Annotated in this window: 21 protein-coding genes; 13 read left to right on the top strand and 8 right to left on the bottom strand. The window is 70.9% G+C overall.

Going from position 1 to position 24,686, the window contains the following annotated elements:
- The first annotated feature begins 13 nt into the window (after window positions 1-13).
- Both FJ309_14580 and FJ309_14575 read left to right on the top strand, forming a co-directional pair.
- Window positions 14-361, top strand: a complete 348-nt coding sequence (locus FJ309_14580; GenBank protein MBM3955815.1) for a hypothetical protein — start codon at window positions 14-16, stop codon at window positions 359-361.
- 475 nt (window positions 362-836) lie between these two features.
- Window positions 837-1,865, top strand: coding sequence for a hypothetical protein (locus FJ309_14575; GenBank protein ID MBM3955814.1), 1,029 nt, complete (start codon window positions 837-839; stop codon window positions 1,863-1,865).
- 162 nt (window positions 1,866-2,027) lie between these two features.
- Here FJ309_14575 and FJ309_14570 read toward each other — a convergent pair whose 3' ends face one another.
- A complete protein-coding gene (locus tag FJ309_14570; protein MBM3955813.1) occupies window positions 2,028-3,788 on the bottom strand; it encodes a TolC family protein in 1,761 nt (586 codons plus the stop codon).
- On the opposite strand from FJ309_14570, the gene FJ309_14565 reads away from it, so the two are divergent.
- The 7 genes from FJ309_14565 (at window position 3,568) to FJ309_14535 (ending at window position 15,471) form a co-directional block, all read left to right on the top strand.
- Window positions 3,568-4,398 (top strand): ABC transporter ATP-binding protein, encoded by an 831-nt coding sequence (locus FJ309_14565; protein MBM3955812.1) that lies wholly within the window; start codon window positions 3,568-3,570, stop codon window positions 4,396-4,398. The genes FJ309_14570 and FJ309_14565 overlap by 221 nt on opposite strands.
- Window positions 4,395-6,908, top strand: a complete 2,514-nt coding sequence (locus FJ309_14560) for an ABC transporter permease (protein ID MBM3955811.1) — start codon at window positions 4,395-4,397, stop codon at window positions 6,906-6,908. The genes FJ309_14565 and FJ309_14560 overlap by 4 nt, the downstream gene beginning before the upstream one ends.
- A gap of 187 nt (window positions 6,909-7,095) precedes the next feature.
- A complete protein-coding gene (locus tag FJ309_14555; protein ID MBM3955810.1) occupies window positions 7,096-7,746 on the top strand; it encodes a hypothetical protein in 651 nt (216 codons plus the stop codon).
- 87 nt (window positions 7,747-7,833) lie between these two features.
- Window positions 7,834-10,950: a hypothetical protein gene (locus FJ309_14550; GenBank protein ID MBM3955809.1), complete on the top strand. Its 3,117-nt coding sequence runs from the start codon at window positions 7,834-7,836 to the stop codon at window positions 10,948-10,950.
- A gap of 37 nt (window positions 10,951-10,987) precedes the next feature.
- The gene (locus tag FJ309_14545) at window positions 10,988-12,787 is read left to right on the top strand and encodes a c-type cytochrome (protein MBM3955808.1); all 1,800 of its coding nucleotides are present in this window, start codon (window positions 10,988-10,990) and stop codon (window positions 12,785-12,787) included.
- A gap of 279 nt (window positions 12,788-13,066) precedes the next feature.
- A complete protein-coding gene (locus FJ309_14540; GenBank protein MBM3955807.1) occupies window positions 13,067-14,764 on the top strand; it encodes a hypothetical protein in 1,698 nt (565 codons plus the stop codon).
- Window positions 14,765-14,778: 14 nt separating this feature from the next.
- Window positions 14,779-15,471 carry a hypothetical protein gene (locus FJ309_14535; protein MBM3955806.1) on the top strand — a complete coding sequence of 231 codons (693 nt, stop codon included), beginning with the start codon at window positions 14,779-14,781 and terminating at the stop codon, window positions 15,469-15,471.
- 186 nt (window positions 15,472-15,657) lie between these two features.
- Here the strand turns inward: FJ309_14535 and FJ309_14530 are convergent, their stop codons facing one another.
- Window positions 15,658-17,001, bottom strand: coding sequence for an arylsulfatase (locus FJ309_14530; GenBank protein ID MBM3955805.1), 1,344 nt, complete (start codon window positions 16,999-17,001; stop codon window positions 15,658-15,660).
- Between FJ309_14530 and FJ309_14525 the strand changes: the two genes are divergently transcribed.
- Window positions 16,945-17,559: an STAS domain-containing protein gene (locus tag FJ309_14525; protein ID MBM3955804.1), complete on the top strand. Its 615-nt coding sequence runs from the start codon at window positions 16,945-16,947 to the stop codon at window positions 17,557-17,559. The genes FJ309_14530 and FJ309_14525 overlap by 57 nt on opposite strands.
- A 6-nt stretch (window positions 17,560-17,565) precedes the next feature.
- Here FJ309_14525 and FJ309_14520 read toward each other — a convergent pair whose 3' ends face one another.
- The 3 genes from FJ309_14520 to FJ309_14510 form a co-directional block, all read right to left on the bottom strand.
- Window positions 17,566-18,240, bottom strand: coding sequence for a rhodanese-like domain-containing protein (locus tag FJ309_14520; protein ID MBM3955803.1), 675 nt, complete (start codon window positions 18,238-18,240; stop codon window positions 17,566-17,568).
- Window positions 18,241-18,302: 62 nt separating this feature from the next.
- Entirely contained in the window at window positions 18,303-19,061 is a 759-nt protein-coding gene (locus tag FJ309_14515) for a DTW domain-containing protein (protein ID MBM3955802.1), read from the bottom strand.
- Window positions 19,062-19,134: 73 nt separating this feature from the next.
- Entirely contained in the window at window positions 19,135-19,362 is a 228-nt protein-coding gene (locus FJ309_14510) for a DUF433 domain-containing protein (protein ID MBM3955801.1), read from the bottom strand.
- A gap of 90 nt (window positions 19,363-19,452) precedes the next feature.
- Here FJ309_14510 and FJ309_14505 point away from each other — a divergent pair, with 90 nt between their 5' ends.
- Together FJ309_14505 and FJ309_14500 are read left to right on the top strand one after the other, a co-directional pair.
- On the top strand, window positions 19,453-20,787 hold the full coding sequence (locus tag FJ309_14505; protein MBM3955800.1) for an HIT domain-containing protein: 1,335 nt from the start codon (window positions 19,453-19,455) through the stop codon (window positions 20,785-20,787).
- The gene (locus tag FJ309_14500; GenBank protein MBM3955799.1) at window positions 20,489-23,170 is read left to right on the top strand and encodes a hypothetical protein; all 2,682 of its coding nucleotides are present in this window, start codon (window positions 20,489-20,491) and stop codon (window positions 23,168-23,170) included. Before FJ309_14505 ends, FJ309_14500 begins: the two co-directional genes overlap by 299 nt.
- A gap of 43 nt (window positions 23,171-23,213) precedes the next feature.
- On the opposite strand, the gene FJ309_14495 is transcribed toward FJ309_14500, so the two are convergent.
- Together FJ309_14495 and FJ309_14490 are read right to left on the bottom strand one after the other, a co-directional pair.
- Window positions 23,214-23,441 (bottom strand): DUF4926 domain-containing protein, encoded by a 228-nt coding sequence (locus FJ309_14495; GenBank protein ID MBM3955798.1) that lies wholly within the window; start codon window positions 23,439-23,441, stop codon window positions 23,214-23,216.
- A gap of 43 nt (window positions 23,442-23,484) precedes the next feature.
- Window positions 23,485-23,832 (bottom strand): hypothetical protein, encoded by a 348-nt coding sequence (locus FJ309_14490; GenBank protein MBM3955797.1) that lies wholly within the window; start codon window positions 23,830-23,832, stop codon window positions 23,485-23,487.
- 118 nt (window positions 23,833-23,950) lie between these two features.
- On the opposite strand from FJ309_14490, the gene FJ309_14485 reads away from it, so the two are divergent.
- Window positions 23,951-24,439: a S24 family peptidase gene (locus FJ309_14485; GenBank protein ID MBM3955796.1), complete on the top strand. Its 489-nt coding sequence runs from the start codon at window positions 23,951-23,953 to the stop codon at window positions 24,437-24,439.
- 16 nt (window positions 24,440-24,455) lie between these two features.
- Here FJ309_14485 and FJ309_14480 read toward each other — a convergent pair whose 3' ends face one another.
- Window positions 24,456-24,674: a hypothetical protein gene (locus FJ309_14480; protein ID MBM3955795.1), complete on the bottom strand. Its 219-nt coding sequence runs from the start codon at window positions 24,672-24,674 to the stop codon at window positions 24,456-24,458.
- Between the last annotated feature and the right edge of the window lie 12 nt (window positions 24,675-24,686).

Genomic DNA, 24,686 nt, shown 5'->3' with positions numbered 1-24,686 from the left:
GACAAAGCCCTCCATGGCCTTTGTCACCTCCGGTCGACCGGTGGGAACGCCGAGGGTTCCCACGGTCGACGGGCGCCGCATCGTGCGGCGGGCTTTCCCGGCGACAAAGCCCTCCATGGCCTTTGTCACCTCCGGTCGACCGGTGGGAACGCCGAGGGTTCCCACGGTCGACGGGCGCCGCATCGTGCGGCGGGCTTTCCCGGCGACAAAGCCCTCCATGGCCTTTGTCACCTCCGGTCGACCGGTGGGAACGCCGAGGGTTCCCACGGTCGACGGGCGCCGCATCGTGCGGCGGGCTTTCCCGGTGACAAAGCCCTCCATGGCCTTTGTCAAAGCGCTTGTCGCCAGCCATCCGGCTTGATGCCGGCGGGAAGTGGCGCCTCGGCTCGGGCTCGACAGAGGGGGGCGCCCCTCGCGCCTTTGCCCTCGCATCGACCCGCAGCACGGGGCGACGGGCCGATGCGAGGGCGACGGCGGAGGGGCTTCGCGGGCCCCGGGGGACGGGAAGGACAGGCGTCGCATTCGGGTGAGTTCCACGGTGCTGGTCTGGGCAAACCGCGCTTCCTCTCCAGCTCGCCATTCAGCCAGTCTGCTGGCCATCCCGCCTGCTGGCCATCCCGCCTGCTGGCCATCCAGCCTGCTGGCCATCCAGCTGGCCTTGCCGCAGCGCCGGGGGGCTCTCTACCTTCCCGCCGCGAATCACCACCGGCGGTTCGCCGTCGGGCGCCCGCATGGGCTTTTCCCGAACCACTCCCGGGAGTCAGACCGCGATGGGCAGGCAGTCACCCGTTTCCGCCGGCGACCACACCGAAGCGGCAAGCGCATGCGACCGCCGCATGGTTCCCGCCGCGCTCGTGCTGTTGGCCGTGGTCCTCCAGACCGGTTGCACGTCGGCGATCACGTCGGCCAGCCTCCGCGAGGCCCTCCGCCAGACCGCGGCGAGCCTCTCGACGACCGATCATGCGTCCGCACCGGAGCCGAGCGAAGAGGGCGACCGGCCGGCGTCGGTCGCCGTCGTCGAAGACGTGATCGAGGAGCCGGTGCCATCGCTCGAGGAGGCGATCGACCGCGCCGTCACGCGCCTGGCCCGTAGCGGCGGCGTCGACGATGCGACGCGGATGGTCCTCATCCAAACGCTCCAAGCCACCCGCCCGCGCGACTGGCCGGCGGTCGTCGACGAGTTCGTCGTGGCGCTCGAGGCCGGCCGCGAGTCGGCCGGTGACGAGGCCCCCGTGGAGACTCCCGCCCCAGTCGAGCCGGCGCCCGCCGTCGAGACGGCGTCCCCTGCCGCGCTCCGCTTCCCCGCCGCCGCGGCAGCACTGGCCGCCCCCGAGCCGGCCGCGGCCGTGGCCGTCAGCGCCGCCCGCCCGATCAACGGTGCCGCACTCTCGATCGTTCCCGACGTCGACCCGATCGAGCCCCCCGATTCCGACGCCGCGACCGAGCCCGCCGCCCCCGCGCCCACGGGGCCGATCGTCCGCAACGCCTGCTTCGCGTCGCGCGTCAAGGCGTGGGGTGTGGTCGACCGCTTCCCGCAGGCGGCGTTCCATCCCGGCCAGGAGCTGCTCGTGTACTTCGAGCTGGAAAACCTCCTCGTCCGCCAGTCGGCCGCCGGCCACACGACCGGTGTCGACACCGCCTTCCGGCTCGTCGCCCCGGACGAGTCGGTGGTCAAGGAGTGGACGTTCTCGCCGCTGGTCGAGACCTGCCACGCGCCGCGCCGCGACTACTTCGTGCGTTACTTCCTCACGATCCCCGACGACATGCCGGCCGGGCAGTACCGCCTCGAGTTCCTCGTCAGCGACACTCTTGGCGGCGGCTCGGCGGAAGAGTCGCTCGACCTCGACGTCATCCCGCGGCGGTAGGAGCCCGTGGAAAAAGTGATCGGCCGCTGGATGCGGCCGACGGCGACCCGGGAAACCCTCGGCGTTTCCCGCGGTCGCTTGAGTGGACAAAGGCCGCGGAGGGCTTTGTCCACGGACAGGTAGGGTCCCGCGGACGGAGCCGGCCCGGGGCGTCGTCTCCGGTCACCGCTTCGGCGCCGGTGCCGGCACCGCTTCGGGCTTCGCCGCCGGCTTGGCCTCGGCGGCCGCGGTGTCGGGGAGGCGCGGGAGCCAGTCGGCACCCAGCGCCAGCGCGGCCGGCGCATCGTCGGCCGGGGGAAACTCGTCGAGCTGGAGGAGATCGGCGATCGTCGCCGCGCCGCGCCAGCGCTCCGCCTGGGCCTCGACGAACGCCAGTTCGGTTTCGGTGAGAATCTTCTGCGCCTGGAGCAGGCTGAGGAACGTCACCTCGCCGCGGGCATAGAGCGTCTGCGTGAGGGCGACGGTCTCGCGGGCCTGGGGCAGGATCCGCGTCTCGTACCAGGCGGCGAGTTGCTGGGCGGTGCGATACTGCGCCAGCGCCGTCGCCGTTCGGGCCGCGAGCTCGAGCTCCACACCACGCAGTGCCGCGCGCGCCTCGGCGATGTCGGCCCGGGCGGAGCGGATGTTGCCCTGATTGCGGTCGAACAGTGGTACCGCCGCCATCACCTGGACGAGCGCCTGGTCCTGGGCCGGGTAGTCGACCTGGCGCTGGTAGCCTCCCATGAGGTTGATGTTGGGGATCGGCTGGACCACCGCCCGCTCCAGCGCCCACTGCGTGCGCGCGATCGCCGATTCGGCCGCACGCGGCTGGGCATTGGCGCCGACGACGGCCTCCTGGAGCACCTTGAGGTCGAAGTCGGGCATCCGCCGGTAGAGGTCGGCGCGGATCCGCCCGACATCGGCCCGTGGCAGGCCGACCGCGGTGGCGAGCTGGCGGCGGTCGGCCTCGATGAACACCGCCGCGTTGAGGAGCCGGGCTTCGGCGCGGTCGCGCTCGATGCTCCAAAACAGGACGTCGGCCTTGGTCCCCTCCCCCGCCGCGGCGAGCTGCCGGCCGATCTCGTAGGAGCGTTTGGCGATGTCGAGGAGAAGCGTGTAGATCTCCGCGCGCCGCTGGGCGACGGCCAGCTCGTAAAAGGCGATGCGCGTGCCGGTCAGCACCTCGTACCGCGCCCGGATCAGCTCGTACTCCGCCTGCTGCACCTCGCGGAGTGCCGCCTGCTGCTGGAGCCGGAGCTTGCCGCCGGTGACGACGTCCTGCGACGCATAGACGTTCCACTGGCTGTAGCGGCCGGCCGCCTGCGGCGAGCCCGCTGCGAGCATCGGATTGGGGTAGAGCCGCGCCTGCACGGCCTTGCCGCGCGCCGCCTCGACGGCCGCCGCCGCCTGGCGGAGCCGTGGATGGCTCCGTTCGGCGAGGGTGACGAACTCCTCGAGCGTTTCCGGCGTCGGGGCCGCGGCGGCGTCGGGCACCGCCGCGCTGCCCAGTTCCACCCCCTGCTCCGCGGTCCGTAGCGTTGGCGGATCGGCGCCCGCCGCGACGGCCGCGGCGAGGCACACGACGACCAGTGCCGGCACGAGACGCTGCATCGGGGTCACCCGGGGGCCAGTGGAGACCGGACAGTCGGGAACAATCGGCACCGTTTGCCCGACCACTTCACCCTCTCGCGCCGGTGCTTCGGCTTCCCCGGTGGGCCGAACGATGGGCAAGCTTGGGTGGTCCCGAAGGGCGGCCGAGCGGTATGTTGGGTGGTTTCGGTGGGTGTGGCCGGCGGAGCCGGCAGCGGTGACGGAGACGGGCGTGGCCATCCTCCAGGTCGAGAACGTGCGGAAGGAATTCGCCCCGGCCGAGGAGGACGGCGTCGCGGTCACGGCCATCGACGGCGTCGATCTGGCGGTCGAGAAGGGGCAGTTCGTCGCCATCACCGGCGCCAGCGGCTCGGGGAAAAGCACGCTGCTCCACCTCCTCGGCGGGATCACACGCCCCTCGTCTGGCGCGGTGCGCCTCGAGGGGGTCGACCTGGCGACCCTCGGCGACGAAGCGCTGGCGGTCCTCCGCCGGCGGAGGATCGGCTTCGTCTTCCAGCGCTACAACCTTCTTCCCGAACTGTCGCTGGTGGAGAACGTCGCCCTGCCGCTGGTTCTCGACGGCGTCGGCCACGCCGCCGCCGAGAAGCGCGCCTCGGCGGCCCTCGAGCGGGTCGGGATGGGCCACCGCGCCGGCCACCGCCCCGACGCCCTCTCCGGCGGCGAGCAGCAGCGCGGGGCGATTGCCCGGGCGCTGGTCACGGCGCCGGCGATCGTCCTCGCCGACGAGCCGACCGGAGCTCTCGACTCGGCCAACTCGCGCCGCGTCATCGAGCTGTTCCGCGATCTGGTCGAGCGCGAGGGGCAGACGGTCGTCCTCGTCACCCACGATCCGGCGATCGCCGCCGGGGCGCCGCGCGTGGTGCGGATGCGCGACGGGCGCGTCGAGTCCGATTCACTCGCGCCCACCGCCGCGCCTTCCTCCTCCGGAGCGGCGCCGCGATGAGGCTCTGGCGGCTGCTGGTGCGCCAGTGGCGGCTGCGCCCCGGCCGGGCGCTGGCGACGGTGGGGAGCGTGGCGGTCGCCGTCGGGGCAGTCGTCGCGACCTGGGTCTCGGCCGACGCCTCCCGCGCCGGCTATCGCAAGCTCACCGAGACGGTCGAGGGGGTCCCGTCGATCGACGTCTCCGCCGCCACCGGCGGCCGGTTCGAGATCGGCGTCCTCCCCCGTCTCGCCGACGTCCCCGGCGTGCGCGCCGTCGTGCCCCTCTTCTACCGGCCGACGCTCGTGCGCGTCGGCGAGAAGCGCGTCCGCGAGATCGCCGTCGGCGTCGACGCCCGCCGGCTGGTCGACCTGGGCCTGATGAAGCTCGTCGCCGGGCGCGCCTGCGAGGGGCCCGACGAGATCGTCCTCGACCAGGCGCTGGCGGCGTCGCTCGAGCGGAGCGTCGACGACGAAGTGATCCTGTTCGTGCGCCGCGGCGTGCGCCGGATGAGCGTGGTCGGGATCGCCGAGAGCCAGTCGCTGCGCTGGTTCGCCGAGGGCTCGGGGGTCGTCGCCGACATCGCCGAGCTGTCGGAGATGAGTAACGCGCTGGGGCAGGTCGACCGGGCCCGCGTCGTGGTCGAATCGGCCGCGGTCCGCCCCGCCGCGCTTCGCGCCATCGCCGGGCGGATGCCGGCGACGCTGGTCGCGGAGGTCCCGGCGGGCCGGTCGAGCATGGCCGAAGACATGCTCCTTTCGGCCAATCTCGGCCTCGACTTTGTCACCGGGCTGACCGTGGCGATGGCCTGGTTCATCGTCGGCAACGCGATGCTGATGAACGTCTCCGAGCGGCGCCGGCAACTGTCGCTGGTCCGCGTGCTGGGCGCCGCGGCCCGCGACGTGCGCCGGTTCATCGTCGGCGAGGCGGCGCTCCTCGGCGGCGCCGGGGCGCTGCTGGGCGCGCTCGGCGGCCTGGCGGCGGCGGGCCCGATCTCGGCGGGCATCTCCCGGGCCCTCCAGGCGCCGGCGACGGGCCTGGTGGTCCATCCCGCGGTCGTCCCGGTGGCGATCGCGCTGGGGACGCTCGTGGCGATGGCCGCCGGCTGGTGGCCGGCGCGGCAGGCGGCGGCGATCGATCCGCTCGAGGGGCTGGCGCAGGCGCCGGCGCCGCCGTCGCGGCGCGTCCCCTGGGGGATGATCGGCGCGGCGCTGGCATTTTGGGGAGTGGCGCTGGGGGTGCTCGTGCTGGTCGTCACCGGCCGCGTGCCGCCGCGCGTCGCGGTGCCGGCAGGGATCGGGATGATGCTCGCCTACGTCGCCACCACGCCGCTGATCCTCCCCACGGTGGCCCGGATCGCCAGCCGCGCCGTGCCCGGCCCGTGGCGCCTCGAGCGGACGCTGGCGCTCGAGCAGATCCTCCGTCAGCCGGTGCGGACGGCGCTGACGACCGGCGTGATGGTCGTCGCCGTCGCCAACGGCATCGGCCTCGGCCACGCGATCCGCGACAATGTCGACGACGTCCTCCGCTGGTATTCGCGCCTCCTCCGTGCCGACTGGGTGCTGTCGCACGCCGGGGTCGTCGCCAATGGCACCAAGGCGAGCGGCCCGACGCTCGTCCAGGCGGAGGAAGACGTCAAGGCACTTCCCGGCGTCGAGCGCGTCGAGGGGATCGGGATCGCCACCGGCCGGGCGAACGACGTCGCCTGCGTGATCGTGGCCTGCGAGGTCCGCGACGGCGAGCCGCTGCCGGTCGATCCGGTCGGGACCGACGAAGCCACCGTCCGCGCGGCGCTCGACCGCGGCGCGGCGCTGGCGGGCACGGCGCTGGCGCGGCGCACCGGGATCAAGCCGGGGGACGAGGTCACGGTCGAGGTCTACGGGCGGACGGTGAAGCTGCCGGTGGCGGCGCTGGTGGTCGACTACACCTCGGGCGGTTCGAGCCTCGTCCTCCGCCGCGACGTCGCCCGGCGCCTGTTCGGTCTCGAGGCGGCCGACATCCTCCTGGTGAAGGCGGCGGCCGGGCAGGCGGATTCGCTCCGTGCGCCGCTGGCGGCGATCGCCGAGAAGCGCACGATGCTCCTCCGCAGCTTCGGCGAGCTGCGGCAGTTCATCGACTTCACCGTCGGCGGGATCGTCTGGTCGCTGCAGTCGATCCTGTTCCTCGGCTTCGTCGTCGGCAGCCTCGGCGTCGCCAACACCGTGACGATGAACGTCCTCGAGCAGCGGCGCACGCTCGGCCTGCTCCGCGCCGTCGGCATGACCAGCCGGCAGGTGACGCGGATGGTGGTGATCCAAAGCCTGATCCTCGGGATCGTCGGTGGGTTCCTCGGCACGCTCGGCGGGATCGTGACGGCGCTGTACATCCAGTTTTCGAGCCAGCCCCTGCTCGGCCATCCGGTGCGGATGAGCTTCCGCCCGGGTGTGATCCTGGCCAATGTCCTCGCCGCGGTGCTCGTGACGGCGCTGGCCGCCTGGATCCCCGCCCGCCGCGCGGCGCGCTTGGAGCTGCTCCAGGCGCTGTCGGCGGAGTGACGGCTGGGGGAACGGCGCCGGGGAATCACGGGGGAGAACGTGTTGCGTGGCGCCCCCCCGCCGGGCGAGCAACTTCTTTTCGCCCCGGGCGTTAGTCTCTGCGGCGGGGGTGGCGTCCGACGGACGGAGGCCGGCCCGCCTGGCCCGGCGGGATCCGCCGGGTCCGTCGTCTTCCGGGGGATTTTCCATGCAGCGGTCGCTGTCGGTGGCACTGGTCGTCGGGTTGGTCGGGCTGTCGGCCGGAGTGGCCGCCGCGCAGGGCCCGGGACGGGGAATGGGGCGGATGGGGGGCGGCATGTCGTCGGCGATGCTCCTCCGCCAGGAAGCCGTCCAACAGGAGCTCGCGCTGTCCGCGGCTCAGGTCGGCGAGATCGGCAAGCTGCCCGAGGCCGCGCCACCGGGGGGCGGCAACCCGCGTGACATGACCGACGATCAGCGTCGCGCCTGGATGGAAGAGCGGATCAAGGCCCAGGCCGAGGAGGAGAAGAAGGTCGCCACGATCCTCGACGCCAAGCAGGCCGCCCGGCTCAAGCAGATCCGCGTCCAGGCCCTCGGCGGCCGGGCGCTGATGGACGAAGCGGTCGTCAAGGAGCTTGGCGTCACCGAAGACCAGATCGGCAAGGCGCGCGAGGCGATGATGGAATTGATGCAGGGCGGCCCTGGCGGCAATCCGGCCGAGATGCGCCAGAAACTCATCGACAAGATGAACACCATCCTCACTGCCGAGCAGAAGACGAAGTTCGAGGCGCTCAAGGGCCCGGCCTTCGACGTCTCGAAGCTTCAGATGCGCGGCCCGGGTGGCGGCGGCGGCCGGCGTGGCGGCGGTGCCGGCACCTGACCTGCGGCATCCAGCCATGGGCGACGACTACAATCCCTCCCGCTCCGGAACGGTCCGGAGCGGGAGGGTTTTTTGTGCGACGATCGGATGACACGTCATGTCGCGCCAATCTCGATGGCCGTCGTCACCACGGTCCAGCCATCGATGCGCCCGGCACCTCCGCTCGGGCTCGACAGAGGGGTGACGCCCCTCGCGCCTCTGCCCTCGCATCGACCCGCATGCAGTTGCGACGGGCCGATGCGAGGGCGACGGCGGAGGGGCTACGCGGGTCCCCATGAAGACGGAATGAACATGAAGCGCGCCGATGGCGATTCCACCGGATGTGCCCCGCCCGCGCACCACCTCCAATCGTGGAGGGGCTGCCCATGCCCCGAGAGCCGGCGTTCAGGCGACGAGCGGAGCCATGGATGGCGAAGCGAAGTCGTCTGCGAGCGAGCGGAGGCATTGCCGAGGGAGCCAGGCTTCGCCTGGCGACCGCAAGCCGGAGCCGACGCCGGGACGGCGGCGACGGCGCGAAAGCCTCGGGCCGAAGTGAGCGTCCGGCGACGGGGCGTGGGCAGCCCCGACCCCGCACCAGCAATCGCTGTCGATCCAGCGGACGACAAGCCGGAACCGACGCCGGGACGGCGGCGACGGCGCGACAGCCAGCGCGTGGGCAGCCCCGACCTGCGGCCAGCACGCGACGTCCAGCCAGGCACTCCGAACCACTCGCCGCAGTCCGCGCGGGGGCGAAGCCGCAACATGCTCGCTGCCATCGCGCTCCTCGCCCTCGTCGCGGTCGGCGCACCGCTCCCGGCTGCCGAGCCGGTCGCCACTTCCGCCGCGCATGTCCGGGTGCCCGACGGGTTTCGTGCCGAGCTCGTGCGGTCGGCCGTGCCCGGTGAAGACTCCTGGATCAGCATGGCGTTCGACCCGACGGGGGGAGTGATCGTCGGCCTCGACCAGCGCGGTGTCGGCCGGCTCGCCCCAGCGGCCGATGGCACGTGGGCGTTCACTCGCCTCGACGACACGCTCCGCCACTGCCGCGGCGTGCTCCACGCCCATGGGGCGCTCTACGTGTGCGCTACCGATTCCAAGGAGCTGTGGCGCCTCGTCGATGCCGACGGCGACGGCCGCTACGAGCAGCGCCAGCTCCTCAGGTCGTTCGACTACCGCAGCCGCTACGGCCACGGTCCCAACCAGCTCACCGCCGGCCCCGACGGGATGATCTACCTGATGTGCGGCGACGACGTGACGTTTCCCCCCGGCACGTCCCCCGCCTCGCCCTACCGCAACCCGCGCAAGGACCGCGTCCTCCCCGACCCGCGCGACGATGCCGGCGACGACCGCGTCGGCTTCCTGCTCCGCACCGATCCGCTCGGCACGGAGTGGACGGTCGTCACCGGCGGGCTGCGCAATCCCGTCGACGTCGCCTTCTCCCCCGACGGCGAGGCCTTCACCTGGGATGCCGACATGGAGTGGGACGTCGGTCTCCCCTGGTACCGGCCGACACGCCTCCTCCACCTCGTGCCCGGCGGCGAATACGGCTGGCGAATCGGCTCGGGCCCGTGGCCGGCCCACGAGCCCGACGCCCTCCCCGGCGCGCTCGACACCGGCCTGTCGTCGCCGACCGGCCTCGCCTTCGGCCACGGCAGCCGGTTTCCCGCGCCGTGGCGCGAACGCCTGTTCATGGCCGACTGGCAGCATGGCCGGATCCTCGCCGTGACGTTGCACCCGGTCGGGGCGAGCTACGCCGCCACCGACACGCTGTTCGCCGCCGGAGCGCCGCTCAACGTCTGCGACATGGCGTTCGGCCCCGATGGCGCCCTGTGGGTAATCACCGGCGGCCGAGGCAGCACGTCGGGGCTGTACCGGATCTCGTGGGTCGGGGATGAGAGCGGCGGTGCCGGTGCCGACGGTGCCGTTCGTCCCGATCCCGGCGCCGCCGCCGCCGATCCGACCGCGGCCCGCGCGCGCCGCCGTGCGCTCGAGCGGCATCAGCTCGCTGCCACGCCCGACGCGGTCGCCGATCTCTGGCCCGACCTCGGCTCCACCGACCGGTTCCTGCGCCACGCGGCGCGCGTCGGCCTCGAGCGCCAGCCGCTCGCGGCGTGGCGCGGCCGAGTCGCCGCCGAACCCGATCCGCTGCGCCGGGCGACGGCACTGCTCGCCTGGGTCCGCAGCGCCGACGACGCCGGTCGCCAGGAGGCCCTCGCCGCCTGCTGCGACCGGGCGCTTGCCGGCGATGGCGCGGCGTCGCTGGGGGTGCTCCGTGCGGTCGAGATCGCGCTGGCCCGCGGCACCGCGCCGGCCGGGGAGCTGCGCGGCCGGTTGGTCGCGCAGCTTCGCGACCTCGCCGCCGAGCCGCTGTCGGTGATCGATCTGGTGCGCCTCGACCTGCTCGTCGCCCTCGGCGCCGGCGACGTCGCCGCCACGCTGCACAGCCGGCTCCGCGCCGCCCCCGCGCAGGAAGACCAGATCCGCCTGGTGCGGGCGCTGATCCGGCAGCCGGCGCCGCCGACCGCCGACGAGGAGACGACGCTCGTCGGGTGGTTCGCGGCGGCGCGGCGGTTTACCGGCGGGCATCTCCTCGCCAAGGTGATCGGGCAGATGGAGGAGGATTGGCTCGCCACGCTCCCCGAGGCCCGGCGCCCCGACACCGCGGCGCGGATCGCGGCGCTCGTTCCACCGCTGCCCGCCGAGGCGCCGGGCGCCGTCCGCCCCGTCGTGCAGCGCTATTCCGTCGACGACGTCGCCGCCGCGCTGCCGGCCGGCGCGGTCCGCGACCAGGCCGCCGGGCTGCGGGCGCTCGCCGCAGCGAGTTGCCTCAAGTGTCACCGCTTCGGCGCCACAGGCGCCGCGCTCGGCCCCGATCTGTCGGCCGTCGGCGGGCGCTTCGACCGGCGGACGCTCGCCGAGGCGATCGTCGATCCTGCGCGCGTCGTCGACCCGAAATACCAGGTGACGACGTGGGTCCTCGCCGACGGCCGGGTGATCACCGGCCGTGCCGCCCAGGTCGGCGCCGCGGAAATCACCGTCGAGACCGACGCCCTGTCCGGGGCGACGACGAAGATCGTCCGCGCCGAGATCGAGTCGTCGCATCCCGCGGCCGGGTCGCCGATGCCCGCCGGGCTGCTCGACACGCTGTCGGCCGACGAGGTCGCCGATCTGGTGGGGCTGTTGGTCGCGGGGGCCGCTCCCGGCGCCGCGGGCGCGCCGCGGTAAACTCGGGGGCTCGTCCGCCGCCCCCGGAGACGCCGGTGTGATCGCTCGCTCCCTCGTGGTCTGGTCTGCGATCGTCGGTCTGGCGCTCGCCGCCCCTGCGGCCGGTGCCACGGTGCGCAGCCCCGCTGCTGTTGCCTGCTTGGGCGACGGCCGGCTCGTCACCGCCAACGCCGCTGCCGGCAGCGTGAGCCTCGTCGATCCAGCCCGCGGGTTTCTCGCCGAGATCCCGGTCGGGGCGCGCCCCACGGGCATCGCGACGACGGCCAGCGGGCTGGTCGCCGTGAGTGTGCGCGAGGCGGGGGATCTGGTGCTGCTCGGCGTCGACGGTGATCGGCTCGAGGAGCGCGCGAGAGTGCACGTCGGCTTCGAGCCGTGGGACGTCGCCCTCTCCCCGGACGGCATGCGCGCTTTCCTGCCGCTGTCGGCGTCGGGCGAGTTGGCGATCGTCGATCTGGCCCGCGGGGAGGTCGCGGCGCGCCTCGCGGTCGGCAGGCTTCCGCGCCATGTCGCCGTCTCCCCCGACGGGCGCACCGTCGCGGTCGCCTGCTCGGAAGGAGCGGCGATCGTCTTGGTCGACACCGCCAGCGCTGCGGTTTCCTGCACCGCGCCATTCAAGGGGTTCAATCTCGGCGCCCTCGCCTTCGCCCCCGACGGAGCCACCGTCTACTTCGCCTGGACCTACGACGGCGGCAGCCATCCCTCCCCCGGCAACATCCGCCGCGGCTGGGTCACCGGCAGCCGCCTCGGCAAGCTCACGCTCACCGCCGAGGGGGAGCCCGTCCTCGCCGGGCTCACGCTCGACGTCTCCGGGAGGGCGGTCGGCGACGTCCTCGGCGTCGCCGTCGCCCCCGACGGCAGCGAGGTGTTCGTCAGCGCCGGCGGCACCCACGAACTGCTCCGCTTCGCCACCGCCGACCTCCCCTGGACGCAGATCAGCGGCCTCGAGGTGATGGACCCGCGCCTCGCCGCCGACGCCGCGCGGTTTTCGCGCTGCGACGTCGGCGGCCGGCCGACAGGCCTGGCGGTCGATGCGCGGCGGCAGCGCGTCTGGATCGCCAACGCGCTCACCGATGAAGTTCAGGCGGTCGCGATCTCGCCGTCGGCCGACGGGCCGGCGGTTGTCGCCGCGCTGCCGGTCGCACCGGCCGGCACGCTCGACGGGCAGGCGGCGCTCGTCCGCCGCGGCGAGGCGATCTTCCACGATGCCCGCCGCAGCCTCGACCAGTGGTATTCCTGCCACACCTGCCATTTCGAAGGGGGAGCGAGCACCGTCACGTTCGACACGCGCAACGACGGCTCGGTCGGCACCTACAAGACCGTCCTGCCGCTGTGGGGCGTGGCCGCCACCGGGCCCTGGACGTGGCACGGCTGGCAGACCGACCTGGCGCAGTCGCTGGAGAAGTCGCTCGTCGAGAGTATGCAGGGGCCGAAGCCCACGGCCGATGACGTGGCGGCGCTCGGCGCGTATCTGGAGTCGCTGTCCCCGCCGCCGAGTCCGTTCCGCGAGCCCGACGGTGCGGCGGGAATGGCTGCCGCACGGGGGCGCGAGCTGTTTGCCAGTGCCCGGGCCGGTTGCACCGCCTGCCACGCCGGACCCTACCTGACCAGTGCCGAGACCTACGACGTCGGCCTTGGCAAGTCGGCCGACCGGTATCCGACCTACAGTCCGCCGTCGCTCCGGGCGGTGTATCGCAAGACGCGCCTGCTCCACCACGGCAAGGCGCGGTCACTGGCCGACGTCCTCACCCGGTACCACGGTCCGGAGAAGGTGAGCGGCGAGGCGCCACTGTCGGCCGAGGAAGTCGCGGATCTGGTGGCGTATCTCGAGACGCTGTGACGAGGGTGATGTCGTCGGTCGACGGGGCACGGTCGACGCTGTGGTCGGCCTCTGGAGCATCGCCGCACCGCTCGCTGCTGATCGCGACACGACTGCACGCCGAGGCTTCATCCGCCGCGATGACTCCCGGAAGTTCCGGAAGGACAATTCTGCTGTGCCTGGGTAAGCGCGGTGCCATGGGAAGCCTGGGGGAACCTTGCCGATGGTGCATAGTCTTTCGACTGGGGCGGGAATGCCGATGGAGTGGGTGGGTAGCGTCCACTCTCGCTCGTGCTTCCCATGCGGCTTCATGTTGCGTCCCACCGTCGCCGCCTTCTCCCGCTGACGCGCATCGTCGCGGCTGGGTTGGCCTGCGCCCTCTTCGCCGGCCCGGCTCGCGCCGCAGACGTGGCTCCCACCGCCGTTGCAGTCGCGCCGGCCGGTGCGCTGGTCAGTGAGCCAACGCCCGATGCCGAAGGCCTGCGACTCTGGCCGATCCACGAGCGGCTCGCACAGCGATTGTCTTCCGGCGGCCTCCCCACGCCGGTGCTCGATCCCCAGCAGGCCGGCAACCTCGACCTGCGCCTGCCCGCTGCGGACGCGTCCACCGAGACACCGCGGCTCAGCCCCGTCCTCGACCCGCAACAGGTCGGCAACATCGACCGGCGGATCGCCGACGCCCAGAAGCGCCTCGCCGAGCTCGAGGAGAAAACCGACACGCTGCCGATCATCAAGCTCAGCGGGTTCTTCCAGCTCGACGACGGGCTGTTTTCACAGCCGCGGTTCAGCCGCGAGCGCATCGGCGATGCCTTCGATGGTGTCGCGTTCCGCCGGGCCCGCCTGGCCGCGGTCGGCAAGCTCACCGAGTTCACCAACTTCTCGATCGAGATGGATTTCGCCACCGCGGGGCGGCCGAGCTTCTTCGACGTCTGGGGGGAGCAGGAGCAGGTCCCGTTCTTCGGCACGATCCGCATCGGCCAGTTCCGCCAGCCGGGCACGATGGACGGCTGGACGAGCATCCGCCACCTCGAGTTTCTCGAGCGCAACGCCGTGTTCCAGGCGTTCGATCCGTTTCGCCGCGTCGGGATCATGGCCTACGCGATGAGCGACGACGAGCGTACGAGCTGGGCCTACAGCGTGTATGCCACCGGGCTGACGTTCTGGAACGGCGCCGAGACCGTGTACAGCTCGATCGGCGACAACCGCAACGGCTCGCAGATCGGCGACAACGGCGGTGTCGCGTTCGCCTCGCGGATCACTCACCTGCTCCACTACGACGACCTCGCCGACGGGCGCTACCTGCTCCACGTCGGCGGTGGGTTCCACTATGCCGCCACCGGCGGTTCGGGTTCGACCGGCGCGTTCGCCAAGACATTCCGGTCGGCGTTCTTCCCCGAGTTTTTCGTCGGGGATCAGACCGGGATCGGCCTCACCGGTGCCGGCACGCCGCTGGTCATGGACAGCGGGCGGATCCTCGCCGACGGGTTCACGCTCTCGCACCTGGAGTTGGCGGGGAGCGCCGGGCGGTTCCATTTCCAGTCGGAGGTGATGCTCGAGACGGTGGAGCAGTTCGGCGGGCCGACGATCCTCCAGCCCGGAGCCTACGCCCAGTGCGGCTGGATGCTCACCGGCGAGACCATCGGCTACCTCAAGCAGGCCGGCGTGCTCGACTACAACGTCGTCCCGTTCCGCCCGTTCTTCGGCACCGGGCGCCACGGGCGGATGGGGGGCTGGGGAGCGTGGGAGGTGGCGTTTCGCTGGTCATACGTCGACATCTCGGGCACGAACGTCAACCCCGCCAATCAACTCTCGAACTTCCCCGGTCCGCCCCCTGCCCCCAACGCCGGCGTCTACAACGCCTCCACGGTCGGCGTGAATTGGTGGTGGAACCGGTTCACGCGCGTGCAGTTCAACTGGATCCGCCCGATGCCCGACTACGTCGGCTACGGCCTGGCCCCGTTCGACATCTTCGGCACCCGTTTCCAGGTGGAGTTCTGAACGTGAGGCTCGCCATGGCATCTGTCCGCCTCTTCGCCGTCGCCTGGTTCCTGCTCGTCGTGCCGCCGTGGAGCGCCACCGCGGCGGTACCTCCTCCCCTGCCCGACGCCGAGCCGCTGGCCACGCCCGTGCCCCGGCCCGAGGGGCGATCGAATCCGCTCCGCTCCGCCGAGAAGCCGCAGGGCGACTCCCCGGCCGGTGCCGAGAACGGCGGCGACACGAAAGCGGGCACGGAGACCGTCGGCGGCGAAAAAGGCGGTGCCGAGAAAGACAGTGGCAAAAGCGAGGAGAAGCAGCCCGATCCGGCGCGAGACGGCCGGTGCGATCGCTGCGGGAGCTGCCGGCTGGTGGGCTACGTGTGCGTGCCGAGGAAGACCGAGAAGAAGATCAAGAAGGTCTGCTGGGACGTGAAATGCGAGCCGTATTGCGTGCCCGGCCGGAGCATCTTCTGCGGGCGGCAGTGCGGCAAGGACGACTGCGGCTGGTGGAGCTATCCGCTGTGGCGGCCGACGTGTGCCGAGGTGGTGGAGCGGCGGATTCCGGAGAAGCGCGAGGTGACGCGCGTCGTGCCGAGTTGGGAATGGAAGGCCGAGGAGCGCTGCGCCGCCTGTGCGTGCGGCCTGCGGTCGGGACGGGAGGGTGGCCACGCCGGCAACGCCTCAGCGGAGCCTTCGTGCACGACGGCGCCGGTCGGCAGCGGTCGATAGCCAACACCCGCCGACACCGCGCGCGTTTCCCATTCCAGGGACCCGCGAAGCCCCTCCGCCGTCGCCCTCGCATCGGCCCGTCGCCACTGTAACCGGGTCGATGCGAGGGCAGAGGCGCGAGGGGCGTCCCCCCTCTGTCGAGCCCGAGTTGAGGCTGTCCACCGAGGATCTGCCCCGCTCCGCGCCTCACTCCTCCGACGCCGCCCCCGCCGGCGCCGTCTCGTCGATCCGGCGCAGCTCCGCCGGCCGGGCATCGGCGTAGCACTCGAGCGCCGCGGCGAGCTTCGCCCGCCCCGCGCGCTGCTCCGCCGTGAGCGCCCCCTCCGCCAGTGGCGTCTTCTCCTCGGGGTCGCTCGCGAGGTCATACATCCGCCCGTCGGCGTAGAGCTTGTGATGGTGATCGAAAGCATGTTCGCGGGGCTCGGCGCCGCGCTTCAGGCGCGGCCGGTACCAGGCGTGGATCCAGTCGCGCGGCGTGCCTCGCTCGCCGGCGAGCTGCGGGAGGAAGCTCGTGCCGTCGCCGCCGGCGGGCACGGCGACCCCCGCCGCGGCGCACACCGTGGGGAGGATGTCGACCGCGGCGATCAGATCGCCGCACACGCGCGGTGTCTTGATCACCGCCGGCCAGCTCACGATCAGCGGCACGTGCGTGCCGCGGTGGGTCGTCGACCCCTTGCCGCCGCGAAACGGCCGGCCGTCGAGCGTGCCGGTGATCGCCGGGGCGGTGCCGTTGTCGCCGACAAACACGATCAGCGTGTTCTCGCGGAGCCCGAGTGCCTCGAGGCGCTCCACGAGCCGGCCGACGAGCCGATCGAGATACGCCACCATCCCGGGGAAGTGCCGGGGGCGGTCGTTGACCTTCTCGCCGGTCGCCCGCGGATCCCAGTCGGCGTCGAGGGGCGTCGGCTGGAACGGCCCGTGCGTGAGCATCAGTGGGTAGTAGAGGAGAAACGGCCGGTCGCGGATGCGCTCGAGGAACGCGTCGGCGAAGTCGGCGACCACGTCGGGGCCGTATTCGCCGGCGGTGAAGTCGCGCGGCACGCCGTCGAAGTCGAGCCCGGGGTTGGCGTAGCGCGGGGCGCGGCGTGTGTGGTTCCAGGTGCAGGCGGAGTCGAAGCCGAAGTGGCGCGGTGAGCCGGGGTCGGTGCCCAATCGCCACTTGCCGGCGACGGCGGTGGCGTAGCCCGCGTCGCGGAGGAGATGGGCAAACGTCGTCTCGGTCGGCGGCAGGCTGCCGAAGTCGACGTAGTTGCGCTTGTTCGACTTGCCGGTGAGCAATTCCGCGCGCGTCGGCGTGCACAGCGGCTGCACGTGGCAGGAGGTGAAGCGCATGCCACCGGCGGCGAGCCGGTCGAGGTGGGGCGTGGCGTAGCCGCCGCCGTTGGCGCCGACGCACTCGTAGCCGAAGTCGTCGGCGAGGATCACGACGATGTTCGGCCGCCGGTGCAACGGCGGCTCGGCCGCGCCGGCTTCATGCCACGCACCGCCGCCGACGACCGTCACGAGCACGAGCAGAGCGAAGCGGCGCATCGGTGGCCTGGTGTGGAAGAGGCAGGAGCTCCGGCGGGCGCCGTGCCGGCCGGCGCGGGGGAGGCGCCGAGTGTAACGGGCCGCCGGTCGCGCCCACGGCGTGGTGGCGCCCCCCTTGCCGAGTGGGGCGGTCGATTGCCCGGCGCGCAGCGTGGGGTTACGCTGGCGGGCGCCGAGGCGGAAGCTCTGGAGAGGCTCATGGATCTGCGGACCCACAGCGACGGCCCCCTGCTCACCGTGCGGCTGTCTGACGACGTGCTCCCCGACGTCGCCGCCGACACCGAGGTCGATCAGGCGATCACCCGCGTTCTCGCCGAGTCGCGCGTTACCCGGCTGCTGCTCGATTTCAGCGACGTGAACATGTTCAATTCGCTCGGCATTGCGGCCCTGATCCAGGTCCACAAACACTGCCGTGTGGCGGGCGTCGCGATGGCGGTCTGCGAGCTCTCCGACGACGTCGCCAAGGTGTTTCGCGTCACGGCGCTCCACCGGCTGCTCGCCGTCCATGGCACCGCGGCCGAGGCCCGCGCCGCGCTCGAGAGCGGCGCGGCGCCGTGAGGGCTCCTACCGACCGTCGTCCACCGGCGATGGAAGCTTCGCCAGCGGCGGCGCGGGGGCGGCGCTGGCCGCCTTGGTCGTCTGTTCGACGACCGTCCCCTCGAACGTGATCCGCGGGTCGGTGACGTTCACCAGCTCGTCGAGCTCGTAGACGTCGTGGTAGCCGTAGCCGTAGAGGGCGATGAACGTCGGGATGTTGAGGGCCATCATCAGCGGCTTGGCCTCGGCGGCGAATTGGCTGGCCACCTTCTGCCCGGAGCGCGGGCGCGGGGGGGCGACCTTCGAGGCGAAGTTCACCGGTTCGCCAGCGAAGTTGTTGTTGCAGTAGATGAGGATCTTGGTCGTGTGGGCGGGGATCACCGCCGCGAGGTTCTTCTCGGTGAACTCCGTGAACGCCAGGTGCTTCGCTCCCTTGACGTGGATCCGTTCGTAGCGGAAGTCGGACCGGCAATCGAGGACGATCACCCCCTCCTCGCGGCTCATCGCCAGGAACGTGTCGAGGTCGATCAGCCGGCTCCGGCGGTGGCTTTCGACCTCGGCGACGAGCGTCTTGTAGTCGTCGAAGCTGACCTTGGCCTTCGGGTAGTCCTTCGCCGCGCTGCCATCCTCACCGGCAGCCGGCACAGCGACGCCCGCACCGATCAGTGCCGCGCCCAGGATCACCTTCAGCGTCGTTGTCATGATCGTTTCTCCACTTTGGTCGGGTGGATGATCTTCGCTCCCGTCTGACCCTCCAGGCAACCTCAGAAGCGGTGTCCCGGGTCAGTATCGGCCGGGATGCCGCCACCGGGCGCTGAATCGGTGGAGTGTCTCCCGAGACGGTCGACGGCGCCGGGGGCGTCGGCGAGCAGCGGGGAGTGCCCGAGATACCGCTCGGCCAGCTCGCGCCGGCCGCGGGACAGGAGCGTCGCGTAGACGTGCAATTCGAAATGCAGCCGAAGCCGCCGCGCGGCCTCGGTCTCGCCCGTGGCGTCGAGCACGGCGACGAGCGCCTCGGCCGTGCAGACCTGCTCGGGCTTCGCCTGTTCTCGCAGCCAGTAGCGGCTCGGCTCGTCCGTCGCCCGCGCCGGCAGACAAACGCATCGCCCACGGCCGGCGACGCTCGCGAGCATCTCGCCGGCCTGCCGCCATGAGCCGTCGAGAAGCAGCACGGCCGGGCGGGGCGCTCCACCCGGGGGCTCCACGGCGCCGCGCTGCGGCAGCGGATCGCCCGACGGGTGGAGCACCCACAGCTCCCGTCCGGGCTCGAGGGCATCGGCCGGATAGCCGGCCGCCGCGAAAAACCGGTTGGCCCGCTGGTAGACGTGGCACACCGCCCCGGCCACGCTGCGGCCGACAAGCGCGCCTGTGCTCGACGGCCGGCACAGCTCGTGGCGATGGATCAGCAGCTGCACCGCGAGCTGCGTCTCGACCTGCGGCAGCAAGCCGCATGTGCACACGCGCGGCGGCAAGCTGCACCGTGGGCAGCGGGCGGCACCGGCGAGGACGACGCTACGGCCCATGGCGATCCTGTCGTTCGCCTCGAGGTTCGGTGCAAAGGTAGTCGCACGGGCGTGCCCTGGTCGAACAGGATCTTCATGCAGAGGCTTGGAGTCCGAGGCTTGAGGCCGCGAATTCAAGCACGGCTTCGACCTGTTCCCGGGTGACCCCTGGAAACCACTCGACGAACTGATCGACGGTGGCTCCGTCTTCGAGATTCGCAAACAAGGCCCGCACCGGAACCCGCGTGTTCGCAAACACCCAGGCGCCGCTCACCTTCTCAGGATCGCGTTCGACCGCTCGGCATTCCTCCCAGGAACTCATGGTTGTGCATCTCCAGGCGACTAGAGGAATCCAAGAACTAGACGGCCGTTCACTCTACCGTGTCAACTGGGCGGGGCCTCGACCGACGTCATGATTCTACCCCGGCCCAAGGTTGTCCCGCCGAGTCGTACACTGCCGGCCATGGAGCCCGCCGCCCCCTCGCCGTTTCTGGAAGTCCCCGAGGCGGAGTGGGTCTGCGCGAACGACCTCTGCTTCGCGATCTTCGATTCGTACCCCGTGTCGCCGGGGCACGTGCTCGTAATCACGCGGCGGGTCGTGCCGACGTTCTTCGAGTGCACGGCCGCGGAGCAGCAGGCGCTGTTCGCCCTGGTCGGCGATGTGAAGGCCCTGCTTGATCGGCGGCTCGAGCCCAAGCCCGATGGCTACAACGTCGGCTTCAACGCCGGGGCCGCCGCCGGGCAGACCGTGCCGCATGTGCATGTACACGTGATCCCGCGGTACGCCGGCGACATGGACGACCCCCGCGGCGGGGTTCGCCATGTGATTCCAGAGAAGGGGAATTACTTGGCGGGGCCGGTTGCCCCAAGCTCGGGCGCCCCGCGGCTCTCCCTCACCACTGGGCCCGATCGGCCGCTTTGGCCGCGTCTCGCCGAGCGGCTGCCGGGGGCGAGCGAGATCGACCTGCTCGCGTCGTTCGTGCAGCCCTCGGGGCTCGATGTCATCCGCGCGGGGCTCTTCAGCGCGATCGCCGCCGGGGCCCGCGTGCGGCTGCTCGTGGGGGATTATCTCGGCATCACGTCGCCCGAGGCGCTGCGGCAGCTGCTTGGATGGATCGACTATGCCGGCGGGGCGACGCCTCTCCTCGCGGGAGAGGAAGGCCGAAGGCCGGGAGAGGGAGCATTCCTGGCCCGGCTCGCCGAGATGGCGAGACTCCGCGGTTCGCCCGATTCGTTTCACCCGAAGGCGTGGCGGATCGCGGATTCGTCGGGTGGGATCGTGGTCGTGGGGTCGAGCAACCTCTCGCGGTCGGCCTTGGTCTCGGGCGTCGAGTGGAATCTGCTCGGCGAGACGTCGGGCTCGGGCGACCTCGACCGCGAGCTCGTCGCCGCGTTCGACGGTCTTTGGCAGCAGGCCACGCCGCTCTCGCCGGAGGTGGTCGATCGGTATGCCGCCCGGGCCGCGGTCGCGGCCGAGCTGCGTCGCGCGTGGGATGGCGCGCCCGCCGTGGCCCCCGCACCGCCCGTCACATTCACCCCGGATGGAAAAAGGTGTCAGGAACCCTTTCCCGGTCGCCGCAGGCGACACGGCCCTGGCCGGCGAGGCCGGCCAGGGTGCTTCGCAGAAAAGGTTCCTGACACCTTTTTCGGCGTCGTGCGACCTGTCCGGCCAGCTCGTCATCGCCTCGATCCAGAAGCTCTCCCGCCCCGACAGTCTCGCGGCCCTCGCGGCTGCGGCCCCGTTTGATTCCATTGTGATCGACGAGGTGCACCATGCCGAGGCGCCGAGCTACCGCCGCGTGCTCGCGCGGCTGTCGGAGCTGTCGCGGGCTGCCCCGTCGTTCACGCTCGGCCTCACGGCCACGCCCGAGCGGACAGACGGCGTCGACGTGGCCACGCTCTTCGACGACATCCTCGCGGCCCAGGCCACGATCGGCCAGGGAATAGCGGAGGGGTCGCTCGTGCCGTTTCGGTATCGGGGGCTCAAGGACGACGTCGACTTCGAGCAGATCCCCTGGCGCAACGGCCGCTTCGATCCGGCCGTGCTCGAAGCGGCCCTCGAAAACGCTCCCCGCATGGAACGCCTCTGGGCCGAGTGGCAGGCCGCCCCGGCCGGTCGCACGCTCGTCTTCTGTTGTTCGCGGCGGCATGCCGTGTTTGCCCGGGATTGGCTCCGGAAGCGTGGCGTGGCCGCGGCGGCCATGTTTTCGGATGCGGCCGACCCGGGCGGCCCCGTCTCCGACCCGCGTATGGCGTCGCTGGCCGCCTTCCACGCCGGCACCCTCTCGGCCCTCTGCGTGGTCGACCTCTTCAACGAGGGCGTCGACATCCCGCTGGTCGACCGCGTGGTGATGCTCCGGCCCACGGAATCAAAAATCGTGTTCTTGCAACAGCTCGGCCGCGGCCTGCGGGCGGCGGAGGGCAAGCTGCGGCTCGAGGTGATCGACTTCGTGGGCAATCACCGCGTGTTCGCGAGCCGGCTCGTGCATCTGCTCTCGCTCGCCCCTGCGGCCACCGCCGACGCCACGGGGTTTGCCCTCTTGCAGCGGTATCTCGACGGCCGGGAGCCGGCGCTTCCGGAGCAATGCGTGCTCGACGTGGAGCTCGAGGCGAAGGAGCTGCTCGCGCGGTTTCTGCCGGTATCCGGCACGCGCGTCGTCCAGGCGTATCGCGATCTGCGAGCGGACTTGGGTCGGCGGCCCACGATGACCGAGCTGTTGCACCGTGGCTACAACCCGCGCGTCTTGCCGCCAGAGTTCCCCACGTGGTTCGACTTCATTGCTGCGGAGGGAGACGCAACAGCCGCTGAGGCCGAGTGTCTTGCAAACTTTCAAGAATGGTTCGTGATGCTGGCGACGACCGCCATGACGAAGTCGTTCAAGATGGTGTTGCTCAGGGTGCTGCTCGATGATGGCGCTTTCTGGAGCGGGATGCCGATGGCTGATTCAGCAGCGAAGGCTTGGACCTTTCTTGCTGGGCATCCCGCTTTGCGAGGCGAGCTTGGCGACCACGACGACAAGCGTTCCGCTGCGGCCGCGCCACGCGGATGGGTGTCGAACTGGCGGAAGTTCCCGATCTCAATCTGGATGAAAGAAAAAAACGGCAAGCGCTGGTTCAGCGCCGAGGGCGGCCGTTTCGGCGCGGGATTCGCATGTCCTGATTCACTGCGCGACGCCTTCGAAGTTCTCACGGGCGAGCTTGTGGATTACCGTCTTGCGGCGCACGCCCGGCCTCGGACCGCCGCGAACGGCTTCGAGGCCAGGGTGATTCAATCACGTGGAAAGCCCTTCCTGAAAATCCCCACGGCCGAAGACGAACTGGGCCGGCCGACTGGGCCAGTGCCCGTAGTCCTTCCCGATGGCCGCATCTGGGAGTTTCGCTTTGCTCGGATCGTCTGCAACGTCGCGGGACCGCCCGAGGAGAAAGCGGGCGACACACTGCCGAATCATCTGCCCGAGCTTCTGCGGCAGTGGTTTGGTCCCGACGCCGGGCTGCCCGGTACATCGTTCAAGGTGAGCTTTTGCCGAGATGGAAACCAGTGGGTGGTGGAGCCGCTCACGTACTTGGCGCGGGCTGGAGCGTATGCCCCATCGGCGGTGGCCCCGGAGCCGCTTGGCAAGCGACCGGCAGACAATCGCGATTCCATGCCATTCTCGCTCGTCGATTCGCCGCCGGGTGGACGCAAATCAGCCACCCACGTCCCGGTCTACGACCTCACCGCCGCGGCGGGCTTTTGGGGACCGGAGAGCGTGCCGGAGGAGATCGGCTGGACGGAGGTGCCGGGCGTTTCGCTCAAGGCCGGCATGTTCGTGGCGCGGGTAACGGGCACGTCGATGGAGCCGCTGATCCCGGACGGCTCATGGTGCCTGTTCCGCCCGTGTCCGGCGGGCTCGCGCGAAGGCCGGATCGTGCTCGTGCAGCTGGGCACGGACGGCGCGGGCGAGAACGGCGGCCGGTTCACCGTCAAGAAGTACCACTCGGAGAAGATCGTCACCGCCGCCGGCTGGCGGCACACTTCGCTTCAACTGCTGCCGCTGAACCCGGCGTTCGAGCCGATCGAGATCGAGGGGGAAGTAGCGGGCGACGTCGTGATCGTTGGAGAGTTTGCCGTACTTATCCCACAGTCATGACGTTGGTATCCGAGCCGAATATGCGTCAGCCGCAACACGAGCACTACGAGGCGATCGGTCGTGCGTGGGCGATTTCGTCCGCGTGGGCCTGCCGGACCTGGTCTGCCCGAAGTGTGGAAACCGCGATCGTCTCGCCATCCAGCGTCATGAACTCGACTTCGTATCCCCGGCCTTCGCCGTGCACGAGCACGACAGTGCCGATGTCTCCAGCCGCGAGCTTTTGCTCTGGCAAATCACACGTGAGCACGACTTCGTCAAGTTCGCGAATCACAGTTGGCTCGCCCTCGCTATCGGCTTCGTACGACTGCGTCATTCTACCGTCTCCTTCCGCGGATTGGGTGGGCGGTCACGAAACGAGGTATTTCCTGGCCATGATCGATGAACCACGCTGTACGAATCCTCGCTCGCTGACCATTTGCCGAACAGATCCAGCCATCGATCACGTACCGAACGCCAAACTCGGTGACCGTCTCGTGCAGCACGTCGTTCTCCATGGCGTGGCGCGTCAGTTCGGTCGCCAACGATTCGGGTGCCGACTCGTCGAACCCGAGGTTTCGGAAAAACGTTGCCTTGGATTTCCCTCGAGGGTGCGTGGGGCTGAGCAAGTAGCCCAGGATCTTGTCGATCGGAACCGTCGCGAGGTGGGCATTGGGGAGTTTCATCAGCGTAATCAAACGGAACCGAAAGAGTGTACAGAAGTGCATTCTCGCGTCAAGCCCATCGCTCGAACGGCGTTGCCTCGGGGCCAACGTTGTCCCTCGGCCCCGTACTCTGGCGGCCATGGTTGTGCTACGCCCCCGTTACACCACCCACGTCCCGGTCTACGACCTCACCGCCGCGGCGGGCTTTTGGGGACCGGAGAGTGTGCCGGAGGAGATCGGCTGGACGGAGGTGCCGGGCGTTTCGCTCAAGGCCGGCATGTTCGTGGCGCGGGTGACGGGCACGTCGATGGAGCCGCTGATCCCCGACGGCTCATGGTGCCTGTTCCGCCCGTGTCCGGCGGGCTCGCGCGAGGGCCGGATCGTGCTCGTGCAGCTGGGCACGGACGGCGCGGGCGAGAACGGCGGCCGGTTCACCGTCAAGAAGTACCACTCGGAGCTATCTACGGATTTGGCCGTCACCGCCGAAGGCTGGCGGCACACTTCGCTTCAGCTGCTGCCGCTGAATCCGGCCTTTGAGCCGATCGAGATCGAGGCTGAGCAGGCCGCAGACGTCGTGATCGTCGGAGAGCACATCTTGATCATTCCGGATGCCGGGTTTACCGGTTGAACCCGGCGTGTCCTTCCTACACCGTTCGATCCTCCACCCAAGGTCCGCCGGCTGACCAGGTGCTGATAAACGGCCGATCATCACGAAATGCGGTCAGCGGAGGCCAGATCAACTGCTCCACGATCTCGATGACACGAGCCGGATCGGGCGGAGCCTCGAGGCGGCTGCGGCGCAGAAACGCCTTCCACTGCACGGCCCGGCTTGGATCAGCCATAAAAATCGGCGTCAGTGCCATTGGCCGCTCATC

It is taken from the genome of Planctomycetota bacterium (assembly GCA_016872555.1).
In the GTDB taxonomy this organism is placed as follows: Bacteria; Planctomycetota; Planctomycetia; order Pirellulales; family UBA1268; genus F1-20-MAGs016.
This window is presented reverse-complemented; position numbering and strand designations above follow the sequence as displayed.